The 20382-nt window shown below is 70.0% G+C and carries 22 protein-coding genes; 10 read left to right on the top strand and 12 right to left on the bottom strand.

The features are described from left to right. Positions 1–14: 14 nt before the first annotated feature. Entirely contained in the window at positions 15–1376 is a 1362-nt protein-coding gene (locus tag VFZ09_RS41275; protein WP_329733291.1) for an MATE family efflux transporter, read from the bottom strand. Positions 1377–1642: 266 nt separating this feature from the next. Between VFZ09_RS41275 and VFZ09_RS41280 the strand changes: the two genes are divergently transcribed. Further along, positions 1643–3046, top strand: coding sequence for a pyridoxal phosphate-dependent decarboxylase family protein (locus VFZ09_RS41280; protein WP_329733292.1), 1404 nt, complete (start codon positions 1643–1645; stop codon positions 3044–3046). Positions 3047–3147: 101 nt separating this feature from the next. Beyond that, positions 3148–3660: a hypothetical protein gene (locus tag VFZ09_RS41285; protein ID WP_329733293.1), complete on the top strand. Its 513-nt coding sequence runs from the start codon at positions 3148–3150 to the stop codon at positions 3658–3660. 6 nt (positions 3661–3666) lie between these two features. Here the strand turns inward: VFZ09_RS41285 and VFZ09_RS41290 are convergent, their stop codons facing one another. Both VFZ09_RS41290 and VFZ09_RS41295 read right to left on the bottom strand, forming a co-directional pair. Beyond that, entirely contained in the window at positions 3667–4167 is a 501-nt protein-coding gene (locus tag VFZ09_RS41290; protein WP_329733294.1) for a hypothetical protein, read from the bottom strand. Positions 4168–4202: 35 nt separating this feature from the next. Then, a complete protein-coding gene (locus VFZ09_RS41295) occupies positions 4203–4601 on the bottom strand; it encodes a cupin domain-containing protein (RefSeq protein WP_329733295.1) in 399 nt (132 codons plus the stop codon). 22 nt (positions 4602–4623) lie between these two features. Between VFZ09_RS41295 and VFZ09_RS41300 the strand changes: the two genes are divergently transcribed. Further along, positions 4624–5919, top strand: coding sequence for a citrate/2-methylcitrate synthase (locus VFZ09_RS41300; protein ID WP_329733296.1), 1296 nt, complete (start codon positions 4624–4626; stop codon positions 5917–5919). Positions 5920–5937: 18 nt separating this feature from the next. On the opposite strand, the gene VFZ09_RS41305 is transcribed toward VFZ09_RS41300, so the two are convergent. Further along, positions 5938–6963 carry a potassium channel protein gene (locus tag VFZ09_RS41305; protein WP_329733297.1) on the bottom strand — a complete coding sequence of 342 codons (1026 nt, stop codon included), beginning with the start codon at positions 6961–6963 and terminating at the stop codon, positions 5938–5940. A 115-nt stretch (positions 6964–7078) separates the two neighbouring features. Between VFZ09_RS41305 and VFZ09_RS41310 the strand changes: the two genes are divergently transcribed. Beyond that, positions 7079–7354, top strand: coding sequence for a hypothetical protein (locus VFZ09_RS41310; RefSeq protein ID WP_329733298.1), 276 nt, complete (start codon positions 7079–7081; stop codon positions 7352–7354). A gap of 154 nt (positions 7355–7508) precedes the next feature. Here VFZ09_RS41310 and ychF read toward each other — a convergent pair whose 3' ends face one another. The 8 genes from ychF to VFZ09_RS41350 form a co-directional block, all read right to left on the bottom strand. Continuing rightward, complete coding sequence (ychF, locus tag VFZ09_RS41315; RefSeq protein ID WP_329733299.1) at positions 7509–8618, bottom strand: redox-regulated ATPase YchF; 1110 nt, start codon at positions 8616–8618, stop codon at positions 7509–7511. 45 nt (positions 8619–8663) lie between these two features. Beyond that, positions 8664–9194 (bottom strand): F0F1 ATP synthase subunit B, encoded by a 531-nt coding sequence (gene atpF / locus VFZ09_RS41320; protein ID WP_329733300.1) that lies wholly within the window; start codon positions 9192–9194, stop codon positions 8664–8666. Positions 9195–9314: 120 nt separating this feature from the next. Further along, complete coding sequence (locus VFZ09_RS41325; RefSeq protein WP_047854685.1) at positions 9315–9545, bottom strand: ATP synthase F0 subunit C; 231 nt, start codon at positions 9543–9545, stop codon at positions 9315–9317. Between the two features lie 144 nt (positions 9546–9689). Further along, positions 9690–10778, bottom strand: a complete 1089-nt coding sequence (gene atpB / locus VFZ09_RS41330) for a F0F1 ATP synthase subunit A (RefSeq protein ID WP_329733301.1) — start codon at positions 10776–10778, stop codon at positions 9690–9692. Continuing rightward, a complete protein-coding gene (locus VFZ09_RS41335) occupies positions 10778–11134 on the bottom strand; it encodes a hypothetical protein (protein WP_329733320.1) in 357 nt (118 codons plus the stop codon). The genes atpB and VFZ09_RS41335 overlap by 1 nt, the downstream gene beginning before the upstream one ends. Positions 11135–11175: 41 nt before the next feature. Further along, positions 11176–11439 carry an AtpZ/AtpI family protein gene (locus tag VFZ09_RS41340; protein ID WP_329733302.1) on the bottom strand — a complete coding sequence of 88 codons (264 nt, stop codon included), beginning with the start codon at positions 11437–11439 and terminating at the stop codon, positions 11176–11178. A gap of 142 nt (positions 11440–11581) precedes the next feature. Next, complete coding sequence (locus tag VFZ09_RS41345; protein WP_329733303.1) at positions 11582–13000, bottom strand: putative metal-binding motif-containing protein; 1419 nt, start codon at positions 12998–13000, stop codon at positions 11582–11584. Between the two features lie 5 nt (positions 13001–13005). Next, positions 13006–13950 carry a hypothetical protein gene (locus tag VFZ09_RS41350; RefSeq protein ID WP_329733304.1) on the bottom strand — a complete coding sequence of 315 codons (945 nt, stop codon included), beginning with the start codon at positions 13948–13950 and terminating at the stop codon, positions 13006–13008. Positions 13951–14034: 84 nt separating this feature from the next. Here VFZ09_RS41350 and VFZ09_RS41355 point away from each other — a divergent pair, with 84 nt between their 5' ends. The 6 genes from VFZ09_RS41355 to VFZ09_RS41380 all read left to right on the top strand — a co-directional run bounded on the left by VFZ09_RS41355 (position 14035) and on the right by VFZ09_RS41380 (position 20324). Next, complete coding sequence (locus VFZ09_RS41355; RefSeq protein ID WP_329733305.1) at positions 14035–14337, top strand: metalloregulator ArsR/SmtB family transcription factor; 303 nt, start codon at positions 14035–14037, stop codon at positions 14335–14337. Further along, a complete protein-coding gene (locus VFZ09_RS41360; protein ID WP_329733306.1) occupies positions 14334–14690 on the top strand; it encodes an SdpI family protein in 357 nt (118 codons plus the stop codon). Before VFZ09_RS41355 ends, VFZ09_RS41360 begins: the two co-directional genes overlap by 4 nt. Positions 14691–14708: 18 nt before the next feature. Further along, entirely contained in the window at positions 14709–15671 is a 963-nt protein-coding gene (locus tag VFZ09_RS41365; RefSeq protein WP_329733307.1) for a CPBP family intramembrane glutamic endopeptidase, read from the top strand. A 720-nt stretch (positions 15672–16391) separates the two neighbouring features. After that, the gene (locus tag VFZ09_RS41370; RefSeq protein WP_329733308.1) at positions 16392–17168 is read left to right on the top strand and encodes a hypothetical protein; all 777 of its coding nucleotides are present in this window, start codon (positions 16392–16394) and stop codon (positions 17166–17168) included. Between the two features lie 422 nt (positions 17169–17590). Beyond that, complete coding sequence (locus VFZ09_RS41375) at positions 17591–18121, top strand: YbhB/YbcL family Raf kinase inhibitor-like protein (RefSeq protein WP_329733309.1); 531 nt, start codon at positions 17591–17593, stop codon at positions 18119–18121. Between the two features lie 73 nt (positions 18122–18194). Next, positions 18195–20324: an ATP-binding protein gene (locus tag VFZ09_RS41380; RefSeq protein WP_329733310.1), complete on the top strand. Its 2130-nt coding sequence runs from the start codon at positions 18195–18197 to the stop codon at positions 20322–20324. Positions 20325–20382: the final 58 nt, after the last annotated feature.

Raw genomic sequence — 20382 nt, forward strand, 5'->3', positions numbered from 1 at the left:
GCAGTCGCCGGGCGTCAGGAAAGTCCAGGAGCCGGAAGCGCCGGGGCGGAGGCTCGCGGGTGGAGCGCCAGGGGAAAGAGGGAATGAGAGAGCAGCCCATAGAGGGCGAAGGAGGCCGCGATGGCGGCGGCGGCGAGCCCGGCGGAGCCACCGGACCAGACCGCCAGAGCGACCCCGGGCAGTGCGACCAGGGCCACGCGGGTGAAACCAAACAGGAGCCCCCACTCCGCCCGGGCGAGCGTCTGGTAGGCATAGTTGTACATGAGGCCCAGGGCGTAGAAGGGATAGGCCAGGGCCACCACCCGGAAGTACGCGCTCCCCGCGGCCACGACGGCCTGCTCCGTCTCGAAGAGGGAGAACCACACCTGGGGAAGGAAGAACAGCACCAGCGCCCCCACGCCCACCGCGCCGGCCGAGAGCCCCGCGGCGGTGCGGACCACCCGGCGGAATCCCTCCCGGTTGCCGGCGCCCAGCTCCTCCCCGCCCAACGTCACCACCGCGCTCCCCAGCCCGTAGAGGGTGAGGATGAGCACGTACTCGAAACGGCTGGCCAGCCCGTAACCCGCGACCGCCTCCGTCCCGAAATGGGCCCAGGAGAAGGCCAGCAACATGTACGTCACGTTGTTCACCACGTAGGTGAGGATGGTCGGCAGGGCGATGCGGATGATGTCGCGCGCGGCCGCCCCGTCCCATCGCAGCCGCGAGGGCCGGAGGGTGAGACGCGAACGGCCCATCATCACCCAGGCGCCCAGCAGACTCGACGCCACGAAGCCCGCCACCGTGGCCCACCCCGCGCCCTTCAACCCGAGGGCCGGCACCGGTCCCCACCCGAACATCAGCACCTGGGCCGCCACCGCGTTCACCACGCCTCCCACCACCATCATCACCGAGGGCACCACCAGATTGCGCTCGGAGCGCAGCATGTTGGTCAGCGTGAGCGAGAAGCCCAGCACCGGACTGCCCAGGAAGATGGGCAGCGAGAAGTCCAGGGCGGCCTGCACCAACGCCGGCTCCGGGCTCGCCCTCCTGAGCACCACCTCACCCAGCAACAGGTAGAGCACCGAGAAGAAGACCGCGACGAGCAGCCCCAATCCCAGACATGTCCCCACACACGCCTGCGCGTCCTCCACCCCTCCCCTGCCCAGCCGCCGCGAGATGACCGCGGAGATGCCAATGCCTATCCCACCCCCGAGGGCGGTGAGGAGGATCATGAACACGGGAAAGACAAGCGTGGCGCCCGCGAGCTCCGTCGTCCCCAGGCGGGCAATGAACCAGGTGTCCACCACCAGGAACAAACCAGACAACATCATCACCACGGTGGCCGGCACCGCGAAGCGGACCAGCGCTCCGATGGGTTTCAATACGGTCGTCGACACACCCTCACCTCGTCCCACATGACGGCCGCTCGGCCCGTGTTTCACAAGCGTTGCACAGGCGTTGCAAAGGCGCGGAACTCCCCAAGGAATCCAGCTTTTCCAGATATATCTACCCATTCGACTATCAACCGGTCAACAGATAATTCAGTTCTTGATATCTGAAAAACCAAGGGATGTCAGACTGCTGTGCTGACCGTCCGCCAGGTGTGGGCCGTGCACGGAGGTGGCCGTGGCCAGGTGAAGGCCGCTCGGGTATAGGGGCCGCCATGGACAAGGCGTTGACAAGGGATTTGCACGAGCTCGCGGCCCTGTTGGAGCGGACGAAGACCGAGGCCCAGCGATTCCTCGGCGAGTTGGATCGCACACCCGCGGCGGTGAAGGCCAGCGAGAAAACACAGCTGGAGCTGCCGTCGGAGGGGCTGGGAGCGGAGAAGGCTTTCAACCTCTTCCTGGACCGATACGGAAAGGAGATGGGCGGCTGCACGGGCCCGCGCTACTTCGGTTTCGTGCAGGGAGGCTCCACCCCGGCCGCCCTGGCTGGAGACTGGATGGCGAGCGCACTGGACCAGAACCCGTTCAGCCCGGGGAGCTCCGCCGCGCCGCAGGTGGAGTTGGAGACCCTGAAGTTGCTGCGCGAGCTGCTGGGCCTGCCCGACAGCTTCTTCGGCAGCTTCGTGTCGGGCGCCACCATGTCGAACTTCGTCGGGCTGGCGAGCGCGAGACAGTGGGTGGCCCGGCAGCGGGGAGTGGATGTGGCGAAGGAGGGGCTGTACGGGATGAAGCCCATCTCCGTGCTGAGCGCCCTGCCCCACTCGAGCACCCTCAAGTCGCTGTCCATGCTCGGCATGGGACGCGGCTGCCTGGTGAAGGTGCCCTGCCTTCCGGGCCGGGAGTCCGTGGACCTCGCCGCGCTCCAGGCCCGTCTCGAGGCGCTCGGGGGTGAGCCCTGCATCGTCGTGGCGAGCGCCGGCACGGTGAACACCGGGGACTATGACGACCTGGAGGCGATGGGCCGGCTCAAGGAGAGGCACTCCTTCTGGCTCCACATCGACGGGGCCTTCGGAGGATTCGCGGCGTGCTCGCCCCGGTTCGCGCACCTGACGCGCGGCATGGAGCTGGCGGACTCGCTCACCGTGGACGCACACAAGTGGCTGAACGTGCCGTATGACTCGGCCCTGCAGTTCACCCGCCACCCGGAGTTGCTGCACGAGGTCTTCCGCAACGGGGCCGCCTACCTCGATGTGAGGCAGGGTGCGCCGTCATTCGCGGACATGGGGCCGGAGAACTCCCGCCGCTTCCGGGCCCTGCCCGCGTGGCTCACCCTCATGGCCTATGGGCGCACGGGGTACCAGGACATCATCGAGCGCAACTGCCAGCTCGCACGTGAGCTGGGAGCGCGCATCGAGGGCTCCGGCGCCTTCAGGCTGCTGGCGCCCGTGCGGCTCAACATCGCCTGCTTCACCCTGCGCCGGCCGGAGCAGGGACCGTCCCAGGAGGAGGTCCGGGCGTTCCTGGATCGGCTCCGGGATGACGGCCGCGTGTTCCTCACCCCCACCGTCTACGACGGGGTGCAGGGCATCCGCGCCGCCATCTCCAATTGGAGAACCACCCCTCAGGACATCGATATCGCCTGGGCGGCCATGACCGAGCGGGTCTCCTCCGCCCTGTAGCTGCCCGGCCTTGTGGCTCACCTGCGTGACGGGTGGGCCACCGTGCGGTGGAGTGCACCCCACGGGTCGCGGGACTATGCTCCCGGAGACGGGGTGCAACCGTGGCGAAGACGGAAGAGCGCGAGCTGAGGGATCTGCTCGAGGCAACACAGTCGGAGGTGAAACGCCTCAAGGCCGAGCTGGCGGCACGCGAGAAGGCGGCCCCCGTGGCCCCCCCCCGCGACGAGAAGCAGGAGGCGGCGGAGCTCCAGGCCCTGCGGACGCAGGTGCAGTCGCTGGAGAAGGAGAACACCGCCCTCCGCTCCGCGCGCACGGAGGTGGAGCAGCAGCTCGCCACACTCACGGCCGAACTGAGCGAGTCCCGGCGGGAAGCCACCCTGGCGCGTGACGAGGTGAAGCAACTGAAGAAGCAGCTGGAGGCCACGAATCAGGCGCTGACGAAGGCCAGGGCGAAGCGCGGTTCCCGCTCATCCAACAAACGCTCGTTGTTGGAGCGGCTCCGGGAGCTCTTCGGTGGCACGAAGCCGTCGGAGGAGCTCGAGGCCGCGCGGAAGGAGATCGCCCGGCTGAACCAGCAGCTCAGCCTGGCGCAGTTCAAGCGGCGGGGACGCTGACGGGCCTCAGTCCCTCTCCGGCTTGTTCTCCAACGCCTCCCTGTTCTGGGGCGCGAAGAAGCGCTCGCGCAGGAGCTTCGGGAGGGAGCGCTTGTCCACGCACAGGAGCTGGAGCGCATCGTTCCACTCGCCGAGCAGGGCGATGGCGCGCACGTCGGGAGCGTCGCGGTAGAGGCTGTTGAGGTTGTGCACGAGCGCCCAGAGGTCCTCCACCTCCCAGCGCTCGGACGTCTCTCCGGCGAGGACGTGGAGCTCGAGGCGCGGGCGCTCGCGGACATCGACGACCTTGAAGCGCTTCGCGGCGCCACCCATGGCCATGGTGAGCGGACCCACGAGCTCATCGGGCCGCACGCCGAAGGCCACGGTGAGGCCGCCCTCGAGCAGCCCGGCGTCGCACAGGCGCAGCAGGGAGACATGAGGAGGCTCGGCGGGGTTGAGGACCTCCCGCGCCGCTTCCCGGTCCTTGAGGAGGCGCGAGCGTTCGAGTGAGTCCAGGAGGGAGGCCATGGGACGGCGAGGGTGCCACGGCGTCTCCCCGAGGCTCAACCTTCCTCGCCGTCCCAGTAGCCCACCTGTGAGGCAAGAGGCAGGTACGCCTCCAGGGTGCGCGCGGCCTTGTTGCCCCCGGGAGCGGCCCCGGCGAGCACGCCCACCTTGTTGGAGTCCGGGTACACGATGACATCGGGCTCGAGCATGGTGGAGAGGGCGAGGTAGCGCAGGGGCGAGTCGCCGTCATTGCGAAGCTGGTGCGCGCACGAGGGCCCGGCGGGGAGGGCCACGTAATCCCCGGCCTTCAGGGGCACGGTCTGCTCGCCGAGCCGCAGTGTGCCGGAGCCCTCGAGGATGAAGAGGGCCTCCTCGTTGGCGAGGTGGTAGTGGCGGGGCCAGGAGTACCTGCTCCTTCCCTCTCGACTCGACGCGCCATCGAGTCGAGTCGACAATGCGCGCCGGGAGGCATGACGCATGGTGAAGGCGAGAGGGCCCAGGGCTCAATCTCGATTCGACAGTCGAGATGAGGAGCTGGTGCCGGCGGCGGAGGCGGCGGCGCTGCTGGGGGTGAAGCGGGCAACGCTCTACACGTACGTGAGCCGGGGCCTGGTGCGGTGCGTGCCGGAGCCGGGGACGAAGGAGAACCGGTACGTCCGGTCGGACCTCGAGCGGCTGAAGGCGCGGCACGATGCACGGGCGGGACACGCGGCGGTGGCGGCGGGAGCGCTGCGCTGGGGCGAGCCCGTCATCGACTCGGCGGTGTCCCGGGTGGGGGCGGAGGGGCTGGCATACCGGGGGTACCCGGCGGTGCGGCTCGCCGTGGAGGGGCGGAGCTTCGAGGACGTGGCGGAGCTGCTCTGGACGGGAACGCTGCCAACGCAGCCGGTGCGATGGCCCTCGCCGGAGCTGCCCGTGCAGCCCTCGGCGGTGGCGGGGCTGGTGCCGAAGCGCTCGCCTCCGCTGGCGGTGTTGCTGGCGGTGGTGCCCTTGCTGGGAGCCTGGGACGAGGTGCGCTTCGCGGCCCCGGCGGAGCAGGAGCGGCTGCGGGGGCGCCGGCTGTTGCGGCACCTGGCGGCCTGGGTGTGCGCGGCGCACGCGCCGGCGCGGGTGGCCCGGGCGCTGAAGGAGGAGACGGTGGCGGCCTCGCTGGCGGTGGCGTGGGGAGCGACGGCGAAGCGGGCACCGGAGATGCTGGACCGGGCGCTGGTGCTGTGCGCGGACCACGAGCTGAACGTGTCCACGTTCGCGGCGCGGGTGACGGCGTCCTCGGGGGCGGACCTGTACGCGTGCATGAGCGCGGCGCTGGCGGCGGTCTCGGGGCCGAAGCACGGAGGCGCGAGTGACCGCATCGAGGCCCTGCTGCAGGAGGTGGGAAGGCCGGAGCGGGCGCGCACGGTGGTGCACGAGCGGCTGCGGCGGGGCGAGTCGGTACCGGGCTTCGGACACCGGCTGTATCCGGAGGGAGATCCACGCACCCCGCCGCTGCTCGAGGCGGCATATGCCTTCCGTCCGGAGACGGTGGGCGTCCGGGTGCTGCGCGCGGTGGAGGAGACGATGCGGGAGGCGGGCCACCCGGCGCCGACGGTGGACTTCGGCCTGGTGGCGCTGGCATCGGCGCTGGAGCTGCCCGCGGGAGCGGCGGCGGCGCTGTTCGCGGTAGGGCGAGCGGCGGGCTGGATAGCGCACGTGCTGGAGCAACGCGAGCAGGGACACCTGCTACGCCCGAGGGCCCGCTACGTGGGAGCCCCGGTCACCCCGCCCTCGAGCTGAAGCCTCGCCAGAACGCCATCAGCGCGGGGCGAGCAGCATCTTCTCGAGGCGCTCGAGCTGCTCGTCCGTGCCCAGCGCGAGGAGCCGGTCCCCCGTGGCCAGCACCAGGTCCGGCTTCGGTGCGGCGATGGCCGTGTTGTCCCGCAGCACCGCCAGCAACGTGGCCCCCGTCTCCTGCGACAGCTCCGCGAGCGGCCTGCCCACCATCCTCGACCCGGACACCAGGACGATCTCCCCGATGTTGAGCGCCTGGTTGCCCCGGCGCATGGCCGTCTCGAAGAACTCCACCGCACCCGGGCTCAACATCAGGTGCGCCAGCCGCCTGCCTCCAATGGCATACGGGCTCATCGCCCGGTCCGCCCCCGCGCGCATCAGCTTGGGCACGCTGTCCTCTTCATCCGCTCGCGCGACGATGAAGAGGTTCGGATTGAGGATGCGAGCGGAGAGCACCACGTAGAGATTCGTCGCGTCGTTGTTCGTGGTGACGATGAGCCCCTTCGCCCGGCGGATTCCCGCCCGCTCCAGCACCTCGTCCTCGGTCGCGTCCCCCTGCAGGTGCAGGTAGTCCCGCTCCCCCGCCAGCGCCTCCACCTCTTCCGAGGGGTCCACCACCACCACCGCTGCCTTCGCCTCCCGCAGCTCCTCGGCCGCGCGGCGCCCGACCCGGCCCAGCCCCGCCACCACGTAGTGGCCACTCAGCGCGTCGATCCGATTCTGCATGCGTCTCCTCCCCCGCACGTCCAGGAACCGCTGCGTCACCAGGTAGTCCATCACCACGCTGAACAGGAAGAAGGCGCCGCCAATCCCCGTCACCCCCACCGCCATGGTGAGCCACCGGCCCGCCGCATCCAGCGGCCTCACCTCCTTGAAGCCCACCGTCGCCAGCGTGTTGAACGTCATGTACAGCGCGTCCAGCCACGTCCCCCCCTGCTCCCGCCACAGCACGTAGAAGCCCACCGTCCCGCCCAGTCCCGCGATGCAGATCGCGGTCAGCGGGATCAGCACGCGGATGCGCAGCGAACGCAGCTCGTCCTGACGGGCCATCTCCCGGCCATCCTACGCCTCCGTGCGCGCCCTCCCGCCCACCGGCCGTCTCCTGGCGCACGCCGGATGACAATGCGCTGGACTCCGCCCCCGCCCCGCCTTACCCGAGCACCCCATGAGCCCCTTCGCCCGCCTCCAACTGCTGCTCCTGCTCGGCAACGTCGCCTTCATCGGCGCCTGGGCCGTGGCCGTCTCCCGCCCCCCGGGATGGAAGTGGATCGGCGCCGCCCTGCTCGCCTGCTTCGTCGCCATCCGCGTGGGCGGCATGTGGGTGCGCGCCCGGAAGTTTCCCGACGAGGGCCGCTCCCGCCGCGCCGCCCTCTTCTCCACCGCCGTCGCCGCGCTCGCCGTCGCCATGTGGCTCTACACCGCGTTCCGCGGGCCGGCGTAGTCGCTGAAAACACAGAGGGTGCCGGGACCCCTTCGGTCCTCTCGGCACCCTCTCTTCGGGCACAGTGGGTTCAACCCCTGGTCCCCGATACCCTCACCCCGTCCCTCTCCCGAGGGGAGAGGGGAAATGGGCTCGGGTCGTCTGGCTGGTATGGCTACACGTTGAAGCGGAAGTGCATGCAGTCACCGTCCTGCACCACGTACTCCTTGCCTTCCACGCGCAGCAGACCCTTCTCCTTCACCGCCGACTCGCTGCCGTACTTCAGCAGGTCCTCCCACCTCATCACCTCGGCCTTGATGAAGCCGCGCTCGAAGTCCGAGTGGATGACGCCCGCCGCCTGCGGCGCCTTGTCACCCTTGTGGATGGTCCACGCCCGGCACTCCTGCTCGCCCACCGTGAAGTACGTCTGCAGGCCCAGCAGCTTGTAGCCCTCGCGCACCACCTTGTGCAGGCCCGGCTCCGTCAGCCCCGCGCTCTCCAGGAAGCCCGGACGCTCCTCCTCGGGCAGCTGCTGGATCTCCGCCTCCATCGCCGCCGCCAGCACCACCACCCCCGCGCCCTCCTTCGCCGCCATCTCCCGCACCCGCTGCACCATCGGGTCCGAGTCTTCCTTCCCAATCTGCTTCTCGCTGATGTTCGCCACGTACAGCACCGGCTTGTCCGTCAGCAGGAAGAGGTCGCGCAGCAGCGCCCGCTCGTCGGACGTCAGCTTCTGCGCGCGCACGGTGATGGCCGCGTCCAGCCCCGCCTTCACCTTGTCCAGCAGCGCCAGCTCCGCCTTCGCCTCGTCGCCCGCCTTGCCGCCCATCTTGGCGTTCTTCTGCGAGCGCTCGCGGCGCTTCTCCACCGTCTCCATGTCCTTGAGGCACAGCTCGGTGTCCACCACGTCCCGGTCCCGCACCGGGTCCACGCCCCCCTCCACGTGGGTGACGTTGTCGTCCACGAAGCAGCGCAGCACGTGCAGCACCGCGTCCACCTGGCGGATGTTGCCGAGGAACTGGTTGCCCAGTCCCTCGCCCTTCGAGGCGCCGCGCACCAAGCCCGCGATGTCCACGAACTCGAGCGAGGTGGGAATCTTCTTCAGCGGCTTCACCAGGGCGGACAGCTTGTCCAGCCGCTCGTCCGGCACCGGCACCACGCCCACGTTGGGCTCGATGGTGCAGAACGGGTAGTTGGCCGCCTGGGCCCCCGCCGCCGAGAGTGCGTTGAACAGGGTGGACTTGCCCACGTTGGGCAGACCGACGATGCCGATGGAAAGCGCCATATTGGATTCCTGAACAGCGGTGCGCGGACCCGGAAATCCGGTGGGCTACGCCCGGCCCTGCTTGACCGGCAGGCCCTGCACGAACTGCTCGGCCAGGGCGCGGTGCTTCGTGTCGTCCAGGCGCTCGTTGAGCAGCTTGCTGGCCACTTCCATGGACAGGTCCACCGCCATGGCCTTCACCTCGGCGATGGCCTTGGACTTCTGCTCTTCAATCTCGCGCGTGGCGGACGCCTTGAACTCCTCGGCCTCCTTGCGGCTCCTGGCCATCAGCTCCTCGCGGAACTTCTCCACCTCCTGCTGATTGCGGCGGAGCATCTCCTGCGCGTCGCGGCGGGCCTCGGCGATGGCCGTCTTCTGCTCGGCGAGCAGCTTCTCGGCCTCGGCGCGCTCGCGCTTGGCCGCCTCGATGGAGCTGGCGATCTGCTTCTCGCGCTCCTCGACCAGCGACAGGATGGGGCCCCACGCCTTCGCCCGCAGGATGATGGCGACGATGATGAAGGTGACGAGGGTCCAGAAGATGAGGCCCGGGCGGACCTCCACGAAGCTGCTGGCGGCGAGAACGTTGGGCAGGAGCATGGCGGCCTTCGGCGGTGCGGCAGGGGGACTGCAGGGAATCTCTACATGATGCAAGGGCCGGCGCCCCCCGTCTGGAGCGGGCGCCGGACCCCGGGTCCTACTCGACAGCGAGAACCTGAATCAGGTCTTGATGGCGAGGAGGATGCAGACGACCAGCGCGAACAGCGTGGCGCCTTCGATGAGGGCCGCGGCGATGATCATGGTGGTGCGGATGTCACCACCGGCGGCCGGCTGACGGCCCGTGGCGTCCATGGCGGCGGCGGCCAGGCGGCCGATACCGAGGGCGGCACCGATGATGGCGAGGCCGGCACCGATGCCGGCGGCGAGGAAGGCGAGAGCGACGTTGGTCATGGGAGTGCTTCTTCTTTCTTCGGAGGGGGACCCACTTGTGGGGGGGTCGTTGCTGCCCTTTGGGACGACCTCCGGCGACCTTTCGAATCGCCGGGTACTCACCGGGGCCCCGGACCGCCGGGCCCCGCTCACTCAGGAAGGGACTCAGGAGCCCAGCATGTGGGCCTTGCCGTGGTCGTGGCTGTGACCCGCCTCGCCATGGCCGTGCTCCTCGGCGTGCTCGTGGCCGTGGTGGCCCATGGCCACGCCCATGCCGATGAAGAGCGCCGAGAGCATGGTGAAGACGTACGCCTGCACGAAGGCCACGAAGAGCTCCAGCAGGTAGATGCCGAGCGCGAAGGGCACGCTCACCAGCGCCACCGCCGGGTGGCCGAGCATGAAGATGAGGCCCAGCAGGAAGAAGATGACGATGTGGCCCGCCAGCATGTTGGCGAAGAGACGGATGGTGAGGGCGAAGGGCTTGGTGAAGAGGCCCAGGATTTCCACCGGCACCATGATGGGCCACAGCCAGGGGGCCACGCCGCCCGTCAGGTGCGCCAGGTAGCCGCCGAAGCCCGCGGCGCGGATGCCCGCCACCTGCGTCAGCACGAAGGTGCACAGCGCCAGGCCGCACGTGACGGCGATGTTGCCCGTGGCCGTCGCCATCCAGGGGAACAGGCCCAGCAGGTTCATGAAGAGGATGAAGAAGAAGGCCGTCAGCAGGTAGGGCGTGTAACGCGGACCCTCCTCCTTGCCGATGTTCTTGATGGCCAGCTCGTCGCGCACGAAGAGCACGAGCATCTCGAAGAGGTTGGCCGCCGCGCCGCGGGGCACCAGCTTCGTCTTGTCGCGGTTGCTCCAGATGAGCAGCGAGCCGATGAGCAGCGCCGCCGCCAGCCACATCATCACCATGTGCTTGGTGATGGAGAGGTCCAGGCAGCCCGCGCCCAGGCCGGGGACGGTCTCGCCGTGGTCCGTCATCTGCTTCTCACACGCCCCGGCCTTCAGGGGGACGAGGATCTCCGGCAGGTGGATGGGGATGTGGTTGCGGCTGAGCGGAACCTCGATCTCCAGCTCCCGCGAGTCGGAGACGTGGTGGAGGATGTAGCCCGCGACGTCCTGCTCCTCATGCTCCAGGCGCGTCTCGGCCTTGCCGTGCTCGCCGCCCACGGGCTGCACGTGCTCATCGTGTGCGGGGGCGGCCAGCGCCACACCCGCCATCAGCCCGGCGACAAGAATCATTGCCTTGCGCATCACTCGTCTCCGCCCGCCGCGTCCCGGGACGCGGCCATCACGTAACTCACTTCAATCCACTGCAGCGCGAAGTAGGTCCCGAAGAACCCCGCCACGAACGCCACCGGACTCAGCCCCGACTCCACCGCCCACAACAGCCCCACCACCACTCCCACCGCCCTCAGCCCGAACACCACCCCTACCGCCTTCAGCGCCGCCTTCAAGTCCTTGCGCACCGCCCGCCGCTTGAGCACCAGGGCCACCACCCCCGTCGCCGCCGCCAGCGCCACCCCGATGAAGGCCGACTGCCTGGCCTCCGGCACCTTCGGGAGGAAGGCCGCCACCGCCAGCCCCGCCACCGCCACTCCCGCCGCCATCCCGGCATGCTTCCGGAAGGCCTTCTCCGCGTCGTGCTCGCTCACCGCTTGCGCTTCCCCAACCGTGCCATCTCGCGGAGGAATCCGTAGAAGCCCACGGAGATGCCCACCAGACTCAGCCCCAGCAGCAGCCAGGGCGACGTGCCCAGCTTCCCGTCCAGGAAGTAGCCTCCCAGCACCCCCACCACCGCCCCGCCCACCAGCTTCCACACCGCCGCGATGTACGGCTCCGCCGCCCTCATCTGCCGGGCCGTCTCGCCCAGCTCGCTTCCGTCCGAGTCCTTCCGGGGCTCCTGCTCCGCCATCGCCACAACCCCCGGGAAAACCTCGGGTTTGCCTTCCGACCACCCCGCCGTTCCTACGCGCGGGCGCCGCTTAGCATTGAAGGCGAGCAGCGCGCAACCGCCACGCTCCCGGAGTGCTCCCATCTAGAAGGGGGCGGAATACCTAGGGCAAGCCGAAGTCCGGTTGGAAATCCGCCGTGAAGCTGACGGTGGAGCCGGCGGGCTGGACGAGCAGCTCGATGCGCTTCACCTGCCGGAGCACCCCCTGGACGTCCGAGGTGCTGTTGCTCCCGATGACCCAATCTCCCCCGTCCGTCGGGGGGAGGGGGAGGATCTTGCCGAGGGTCTCGGTCCCCCCGGACGGGGTGAGCAGGGGCGTGCGGTGCACCAGCCGCAGGAACCCCCCCGGCCCGCACACGAGCACCACCGGCTGGTTGTGGACGGCCCAACGGCTCGTCCCCCCATCCGGGAGCGCCCCCCCCGTACTGGTGAAGGTGACGAACAGATTGAGCCGGGTCATCGAGCGCGAAAGGTCCCACGTGCCGCCATCGCGCTCCGCCCAGAAGACGTGGCTGGTCGAGCCCGAGCCCGCCCACACATCGCCCGTGACGCTATCGTCCGGGGAGAGGGTGCCGTACGCGGAGTCCTTCAGGCAGCCACCCGGCACGCCCTGGAGGGCCGAGTCCAGGTGACGCGCCCCCTTCACCACCGAGGGGTCCGAGAAGAAGCGGATGGGCCCGCCACAGTCCGGCTTCTCGTCCGTGGTGCCGTCGCAGTCGTCGTCCTTCGCGTTGCACGTGTCGAGCGCCGCGGGGGCCCTGACGGAGTTGCAGACGTCCTTGCCGCCGACACAGGCCCGGGTGCCCTCGGCGCACACCCCGAGCTTGCCGGGGGCGGTGCACGCCTGGCCAATCTGGGCGGTGTCGTCCATCGCGCCGTTGCAGTCATCGTCCAGGCCGTTGCAGACCTCGAGGGCCCCCGGATAGGAGGTGCCACTGTCCGGGACGCAGTCATTGCGGTTGTCCGCCCAGCCCACCGGCCGCTGGCAGAACGTGCCCGGGCGCGCGGGGTCTCCAAAACCGTCGTTGTCGTCGTCGAGGTAGTAGAGCCCGCCGTCGAGCCCCTCGTCGGCGACGCCATCGCAGCTGTTGTCGAAGCCGTCGCACTGCTCGGGGGCTCCCGGGAAGAAGAGCCGGCCGCTCGCGTTGGGGTTGTCGTTGCAGTCCTGGCCGTTGGTGGCCGTCGGCACCGACTGGGGCGGGGAGCAGCGGTAGAGGGGCCTGGTGAGGTTGCCGAAGCCGTCCTCGTCCAGGTCCTCGTAGAAGGTCTGGGGCGCGCCGCCATCCAGGCAGGTGCCCCCGTCCGAGCCTCCGTCCAGCACCCGGCCGATGCAGAGGGGGTCCTCCCGCTCGCGGCAGCACACGCCGTCGTCGCAGACGAAGCCCCCGTCACCGCACTCCGCGTCCTCCTTGCAGGAGTAGTAGTCGCGAACCTCGGGCACCTCGTAGCAGGCGAGCGCCAGCACCCCGCAGGCGCCCAGGGCGAGGAGGACGGAACGGACGAGACGGTCGATGGGAGGCATGGGCACTACTCGGAGTGGGAGGAGAGGAGATCGAAGACGAAGAGGCCGGCGCCCACCGTGGCGAGGCCCGCGCCCGCGCCGAGCAGCACGTTGCCCGTGCGCGCGTAGCGGCCCGCCCGCTCATAGACGGGGCCCGCCTCGGGGAAGGAGGTGCAGCTGCGGGGGTACCCCGCGCAGGGCTCCACGCCGCGCAGCGCCCCCCGGGACAGCCCACCCGCCACCAGCGAGCCCGCCACCGCGAGCGCCCCCAGGCTGAAGGTGACATAGGAGGCCGTGCGCAGCCCCTTGCCCCGCGGCGCCCGGGACTCCCCCGGCTGGGGCACGAAGTCCGGCCGGGCCTCCAGGCGCAGGCGCACGCCCTCGGGAATCCGCTCGCGGGAGAGGGACGCCTCGCCCGAGGGCAGCAGCAGGTCCACCTCGTGCGGCCCCGCCGTCAGCGCCACCACCTCGCCCGGCTCGGTCATCCGCCCGTCCACGCGCAGCCGGGCCGAGCCCGGTGCCACCACGCCGCCCCAGCCCTTGCGCGCGAAGGCCGGCACCAGCCCCGCCACCACCGGCCGCAGCTCCTTCGCCAGCGCCGCGGGCGCCACGGTGCCCACCGCGCGCCGCGCGATGCTGCCCCGCACCGTGTCCACCCAGGCCACGTCCACGTCCAGCGTGCCCTGGCGCTTCGGCGTCAACCCCACCACCAGGACGTGCTCCGTCTTCACCTCCGCCGCCACCGCCCGCAGGCACGCGTCCTGCGCCCCGCATCGGCCCGACAGCAACCCTTCCGGGGCCTGGGTGACCTCGAGGCCCGTCAGCTCCCGGGCCACGTCCTCCGTCAGGCCGAGCACGCGTTGGGACTCGGCCGCGCCGAGCGTGCCCCCGTGCTGCAGCCGCACGGCGAGCCGCTCCGCCGCAGCCGCGGGCAGGGAGAGGAGGAGGAACAGGAGCAGGGTCCGCTTCACGGCGCGCCACTGTAGCGCAGGTGACCCGGGGTCCCACTCGGGCCTTGAATTTAGATGTCCGTCTAAATAGATGATCATCTAAACATGGCCCGCTCTTCCCGCAGCCCCTTCGAGGCACTCGCAGACCCCAACCGCCGCGCCATCCTCCGGCTGCTGCGCCAGGGCTCGCTCACCGCCGGCGAGGTCGCCGCCGCCTTCGAGCTGACGCGCCCCACCCTCTCCCACCACTTCAAGGTGCTCGAGTCCGCCGGGCTGGTGCGCTCGGAGAAGCGCGGCACCCACGTCGTCTACACGCTGCGGAGCAATGTCCTCGAGGACCTGGCCTCGGAGCTGCTGGAGCTGACCGCCTCGGTGAAGGCCGCCACCCGCCGGAAGGGCAAGGCATGAGACCGCCCCGCTTCAACCACGCGGACATGGCCAGCCTTGGCCTCGCCGCCTTGGGGTTGGGGCTCTCCACCCTCCTCTACCCCCGCCTGCCCGGGCTCGTCTCCGGCCAGGTCATCCCCCGGCTCCGGCGCAATCCCTTCGCCGGCTTCCGCAACCCCTGGGCCCTGCGCTCGGACGAGGTGTGGCAGCGCACCCAGCGCTTCGGCGGCTACAGCCTGACGCTCGGCGGGCTCGCCACCCTGGCCCTCGCGCCCTTCTCCACCCCCGCCGCCCTCGGGGCCCTCGTCGTGTCCGGCCTCGCGCCGGCCCTCTACTCCTTCCTCCTCTCCACCTCGCCCGTGCGCGAGCGCTGACAGCCTGGAGCCCACGCCATGCACTCCTCTTCCCGGCTCGATACGCGCGGTGTCGCCGCCTTCGTGGCCATCGCCTATGGCTTCTCCTGGCTGTGCGTCCTCGGCTTCGTGCTGGGTTTCGGCACCGAGGTGGAGAAGTCGCCCGGCGTGTTCAAGGCCTTCGCCGCCCTGTCCATGTTCGGCCCCACCGTGGCCACCCTCCTCGTGGCCCGCAAGGTGTCCCCCCTGCCCTCGCTCAAGCGGGACACGGGCCTGGGGCTCGGCCAGCACCGGCTGCGCTTCTTCCTGCTGGCATGGCTGGGCACTCCCGTGGTGGTGCTCGGGGCCCTGCTCCTCTCCGCCCTCGTCTACCCCCAGGCGCTGGACCTCGCCGGGCTCTCCAGCGTGCGCGCCCTGATCGCGCAGCTGCCTCCCGGGGCCGTGGAGAAGCTCGGGAAGCTCGCCGAGCCCCACGTCTTCCTCGCCCTCCAGGTGGTGCAGGGCGCGCTGCTGGGTCCTCTGATCAACGCACCCGTCATCTTCGGCGAGGAGTGGGGCTGGCGCGGCTACCTGCTCCCCCGGCTGCTGCCGCTCGGACAGTGGCGCGCGCTCGTGCTCAGCGGCGTCATCTGGGGCCTGTGGCACGCCCCCCTCATCCTGCTGGGCTACAACTATCCCCAGCACCCCGTGCTCGGTGTCCTCTTGTTCATCGTGGTGTGCGTGCTGCTCGGCATCCTCCTCGGTTGGATGCGGCTGGCCACCGGCAGCATCTGGTCCGCGATGATCGCCCATGGCTCCCTCAACGCCCTGGGGCCTGTCGTCATGGTGCTCGGTCACGCGGGCTCGCCGCCCGACACCGCCCTGGTAGGAGTGACGGGCTGGCCCGGGTGGCTGGTGCTCGCCGCGCTCGTCGGCGTGCTGGTGCTCACCCGGCAGCTGCCGGTGCGCCCGCCCGATGAGAACCAGGATGTGCCCGGCGGTGCCCACGCCTCGCGGGCGTAGGCGGCCTCTGGCCAGGTGCAGCCTCCCGCCAGGGTTGGCTCGCTTGCGACTTCTCGTTCCAATGGCACAGTCGTCCAGCGCCATAGGGCACGCTGCGTGCATGACGTTTTTCGCCCCGTGAGGGCCCCTAAGGTGGGGGCCCGGGCGGGGCCCCGGCCCGGGCTACAGGACAAGTGGCATTGCGCATGCTTGTCGTGACCCAGTGCTGGGTGGGTTCGAAGCCTCACGGCTCGAGAGCCCATCACACGCAGAACGGAGGCAGGTCATGAATCCGCAACGACTTGAAGCCCTCGAACTCGTCCTTGACTGCCTAGACGCACGCCGCTTGCGAGCCACGTACGGTGCGCTCGCGCCCTTTCTCGATGTCGCCAGTGGGCACCAAGTGGGTTCGATCCTTTATCGGCGGCCCAAGGATCCTCGCCACTCCTGGATCGTAGCAAAGAGAACGCGTCGTCCTACGGGATACAGCCCCAGTCAGTGGCACCCTCAGTTGTTCGAGTCCCAATGGGTGATTGAAAACCCGAGCACCTTGGCAGACTTGCTGCTCGCTTGGCTTGAGGCGCTACCCACCCCAGTTTGACGGAGCTGGGGTGCATCCGCGATTTCCAAAACCAAGGCAGATGCCAAAAGACTCTTGAGAAGTTCCGTGGTGCATCATCCACCTCTGTCGGATTCTCGGTGGAGGTGGGCAATATCGATGTCCGAGGGCGTAGCTCGTCCATGCCGAAGCAGAACCTCGAGACCCAGATTCATCTGCCTCCAGATACCCCCTCGAGCTCCGGGGCCCGAGAACTCCTGGCACTCGTCTTCAACGAGTTCCAGTGGTTCGCTCCCTCCCGGTATGGAGATGCCGATCTGTCCGAGCCAGTCCCTCCGGGCAAATCCATGCTCGATGTGCTCATGGCTTATTACGAGGAGCACGGTCACCTGTGCGTGGCGGCGAGAACGGACCAGGACTACCTCTGGCTCTTCCCGTGCGAATCCAGCCCCGAGCCCTACCATGGCAGCATCATCTGGGTGACCTCCGCGGCCCACACGAAGAAGGCCGCCTGGCGAGCAGCACATGCCGAGCAGGTCCTCGCTCTGATGCGCCTCGTCCAGTCACCTCTTGCCCTGTCCACAGTGGAAGAGGACTTCAAGCGGAAGACACAACGGCTGGTGCCCGAAGGCATCGGCTCGAAGCGCATCCCTACCGTCCGCGACTACAGCGAGGGCCTTCCGGGCCTCCTCTGGCGCAACTTCTACGGGCCCCCCTTCGTGCGCATGTTCGGCCAACGGCTCGATACGCTGCCCACTGAATGTCGCAAGCCGCTCGGTGAGGACATCGTCCTCGTGCAGCCCTACGCATTACCCACCGAGGCAAGCACCGAAGCAGGCATGGCCCGCGAACGCGAGCTCATCTCCCTGCTCGGCCCCGAGTGCTTCTACGACCACGAGCACCACACCCTGCCGTCCCGCCGCCCCGTTCTCGACGCCCTCGGTCAGGCCATCCACTGAATCGCGGGAACGGTGCTCACGCATCGCGGGCGTAGGGCTCAAGGCCCTCGCCGCAGCAACCAGAGCGCGTTCAACAGGTCCGTCGTGAGCAGCCGGCTCTGGCGCTCCTGCTCCGCGACGAACCCTCGCACCCACTCCGCCGCCTCCGGGTGGCGCAGGGCGAGCGCCTCGGCCCGGTGGGCAGGAAGGGCAGCAGCTCCGGGGTGGTCTCCAGCGCCGTCGCCACCTGCTCCTCCAACGGTACGCTCCGGTTCATGAGGCGACGCTCACACGCCTGCCCCCGGCCATCCAGGGGAAACGGCCAGCGCAGCGCCCCGGAGCATGGGTGGCACCGCAGCCGCCCAGCGGGCCTTCCTCGCCAGGAGGTGTCCCCGTTCCCAGCTTGCACTTGGACCTCTTTCCCAGAGCCGGAGGACCCACGGATGCCCATCCCATTCCAACTCACCTCGCCCCGCTTCAAGGACGGAGAGACGATTCCCATCGCCTATACCTGCGAAGGAGATGACCTCCCCCCGCCCCTCCACTGGGAGGGCGAGCCTCCAGGCACGCGCAGCTTCGCGCTCGTGATGCAGGACCCCGACGCGCCGGACCCGGACAACCCCCAGACCACCTGGACGCATTGGGTGCTCTACAACCTGCCGCCCAACATCCACGACATCCCCGAGTCCATGCTCCCCGAGAGCCTCCCCGCGGGCGCCCGCGAGGCCCTCAATGACTGGAAGAACCTGGGCTACGGCGGCCCGTGTCCTCCCATCGGCCGCCACCGCTACTTCTACCGCGTGTTCGCCCTGGACACCGTGCTGCCGGACATGGGCCATGCCACCTGGAAGCAACTCGAGGCCGCCATGCGGGGCCACGTCCTCGCCCAGACGGAGCTCATCGGCACCTACGAGAAGGTGCAGGGCTTCAAGGAGCGCCAGAAGGAGGAGGTCCGCCACCATCGCCGGCACTGACCCCCGCCCGGCCCGGCCCGGAAAACATCCGGGCCTGCTTCCCCCGACCGGTCCGGAGTGCCATCCTCGCCCCGTGACGACGCCCGACGGAGCGGGGGGGGCCCCGTACCAGCACCTGGACACGCTGCCATTCGCCCTGGCCATCGTCCGCGAGCGAAGCATCGTCCACGCCAACACGGCGCTGCTCGAGCTGCTCGGCTTTCCCCGTGAGGAGGTGGTCGGCAAGCTCTTCGAGCTCTTCTCGCCGCAACAGCGGGCCTTCCTCGCCGAGCGGCACACGCGCCGGCGCCGGGGCGAGCCCGTCCCCGACACCTACGAGACGGTGATGCGCACCTCCACCGGCGAGCGGCGCGTGGAGCTGTCCATCTCCATGAAGGGGCCGGAGACGTGGATGCTCGTGCGCGACCTCTCCGGCCGCGTCGTCCACCGCCAGCTCCTCCAGCGCGTGGCCACGCTCGGCGCCTCGCTGCCGGGCCTGCATGACGAGGAGGAGGTGCTCAGCCACGTCTTCCAGGGCCTGGCCGAGCTAGAGGTGTCCTACGGCTACCTCGTGCCGGACGCGGAGCGGGTGTGGCTGGGCCATGCCTTCGTGGCCACCGGCACCGCCGCGGGCCAGGCGCGCCTGAGCGGCCAGCACCTGGTGGATGTGCCCGGCACCTGGAGCCCCATGCTGCGGCTCGCGTGGACGGAGGGCTCCGCCTACGGGGACGACTTCGCCCGCGAGACGGCCCAGTTCGTGGGCCCCGACTGGTCCGAGCCGGTGCTCACCCACCTGCGGCGCGTGGGGCCCCTGCGCTCGCTCTGCGTCCGCATCGACCAGGCCGGCAAACCCCGCTCCCTGCTGGTGCTCGCCGCGGACTGGCTCAGCGAGGAGGAGCTGCCGCCGCTGCGCCTCTTCGCCGCCCAGGTGTCCGCCGCCCTCGAGGCCGCGCACACCATCTCCCGCCTGTCCACGCACAACACCGCCCTCACCGCGCTCAGCCGGCTGGCCGCCGTGGCCGCCACCGCCCCCGAGCCCCGCGCCTTCTTCGGGCCCGGCACCGAGGAGATCATCGGCCTGCTGCACTGCGACTCGGTGCTCCTGCTGCTGCGCACCGAGAGCAACGACGAGCTGGAGCTCGTCTGGCAACAGGGCGGCAGCGAGGAGTCGGTGCGGCCCTTCCTCCGGCTGTCCATGAGCGGCACCATGTCCGGCAAGGTCATCGAGCTGGGCATCCCCATGGTGCTCCAGGTGGATGACTTCCCCGAGTCCGTGCGCGAGCACCTGCGCAAGCATGGCCGCTCCACCGTGGCCATGGTGCCCCTGCAGGTGCGCTCGCGCATGGTGGGCACGCTCGTCATCACCTTCGCCCAGCACCGCCTGCTGTCCGCCATGGAGCTGGAGACGCTCCAGGCCATGGGCTCCCACTTCGCCGCCGCCATCGAGTCCCACCGGCTCCTCCAGCAGGTGCGCGGGCGCGCCGAGGAGCTCGCCCGGCTCCACGCGGAGCTCAAGCACACCCAGCGCCAGCTGGTGGAGCACGAGAGGCTGGCCGCGCTCGGCGAGCTGTCCGCCGTGGTGGCCCACGAGGTGCGCAACCCCCTGGGCGCCATCTTCAACGCCGTGGCCACCCTGCGCCGCTTCGTCGAGCCCAACGCCCCCGCCCGCACCCTCGTCACCATCCTCGAGGAGGAGGCCAACCGCCTCAACCGGCTGGTGGATGACCTGCTCGACTTCGCCCGCCCCTCCGCCCCCGAGTTCTACCCCGTGCCCCTGGCGCGCATGCTCGAGGAGGCCGTGCGCATCGCCACCAGTGGCCAGCCGCGCATCCGCGTGGAGTGGGCCCTGCAACCCGACGTGCCGCCCGTGCCCGTGGACGAGCGGAAGATGCGCCAGAGCTTCCTCAACCTCGCCCTCAACGCCGTGCAGGCCATGCCCCACGGCGGCACGCTGCGCGTGGCCGCGTACCGCTGCACCGAGCAGCCCGGCGCGGTGGTGGAGTTCACCGACACCGGCACCGGCATCCCCCGCGAGCTGCGCGAGCGCCTCTTCCAACCCTTCTTCACCACCAAGGCCACCGGCACCGGCCTGGGACTCACCATCGTCCAGCGCACCCTGGAGGCCCACGGCGGCCACATCCACGCCGACTCGCCTCCCGGCGGCGGCACCACCTTCCGGCTCGTGCTGCCCCTCGGGCCCGAGGCCGAGAGCCAGGCCGGCTGACACGGCGGGGAAGCGCAGCGGCCGCTCTCCTGGCTGCCCTGCTGCCCGCCGGTTTCCA

It is taken from the genome of Archangium sp. (assembly GCF_036277355.1).
GTDB lineage: Bacteria > Myxococcota > Myxococcia > Myxococcales > Myxococcaceae > Archangium.

Coding starts and splice junctions, on each gene's coding strand:
- VFZ09_RS41280 (WP_329733292.1), top strand. CDS start 1,643: ATGGACAAGGCGTTGACAAGGGATTTGCACGAGCTCGCGGCCCTGTTG.
- VFZ09_RS41290 (WP_329733294.1), bottom strand. CDS start 4,167: ATGGCCTCCCTCCTGGACTCACTCGAACGCTCGCGCCTCCTCAAGGAC.
- VFZ09_RS41300 (WP_329733296.1), top strand. CDS start 4,624: ATGGTGAAGGCGAGAGGGCCCAGGGCTCAATCTCGATTCGACAGTCGA.
- VFZ09_RS41305 (WP_329733297.1), bottom strand. CDS start 6,963: ATGGCCCGTCAGGACGAGCTGCGTTCGCTGCGCATCCGCGTGCTGATC.
- VFZ09_RS41310 (WP_329733298.1), top strand. CDS start 7,079: ATGAGCCCCTTCGCCCGCCTCCAACTGCTGCTCCTGCTCGGCAACGTC.
- ychF (WP_329733299.1), bottom strand. CDS start 8,618: ATGGCGCTTTCCATCGGCATCGTCGGTCTGCCCAACGTGGGCAAGTCC.
- atpF (WP_329733300.1), bottom strand. CDS start 9,194: ATGCTCCTGCCCAACGTTCTCGCCGCCAGCAGCTTCGTGGAGGTCCGC.
- VFZ09_RS41325 (WP_047854685.1), bottom strand. CDS start 9,545: ATGACCAACGTCGCTCTCGCCTTCCTCGCCGCCGGCATCGGTGCCGGC.
- atpB (WP_329733301.1), bottom strand. CDS start 10,778: ATGCGCAAGGCAATGATTCTTGTCGCCGGGCTGATGGCGGGTGTGGCG.
- VFZ09_RS41335 (WP_329733320.1), bottom strand. CDS start 11,134: ATGGCGGCGGGAGTGGCGGTGGCGGGGCTGGCGGTGGCGGCCTTCCTC.
- VFZ09_RS41340 (WP_329733302.1), bottom strand. CDS start 11,439: ATGGCGGAGCAGGAGCCCCGGAAGGACTCGGACGGAAGCGAGCTGGGC.
- VFZ09_RS41345 (WP_329733303.1), bottom strand. CDS start 13,000: ATGCCTCCCATCGACCGTCTCGTCCGTTCCGTCCTCCTCGCCCTGGGC.
- VFZ09_RS41355 (WP_329733305.1), top strand. CDS start 14,035: ATGGCCCGCTCTTCCCGCAGCCCCTTCGAGGCACTCGCAGACCCCAAC.
- VFZ09_RS41360 (WP_329733306.1), top strand. CDS start 14,334: ATGAGACCGCCCCGCTTCAACCACGCGGACATGGCCAGCCTTGGCCTC.
- VFZ09_RS41365 (WP_329733307.1), top strand. CDS start 14,709: ATGCACTCCTCTTCCCGGCTCGATACGCGCGGTGTCGCCGCCTTCGTG.
- VFZ09_RS41370 (WP_329733308.1), top strand. CDS start 16,392: ATGCCGAAGCAGAACCTCGAGACCCAGATTCATCTGCCTCCAGATACC.
- VFZ09_RS41375 (WP_329733309.1), top strand. CDS start 17,591: ATGCCCATCCCATTCCAACTCACCTCGCCCCGCTTCAAGGACGGAGAG.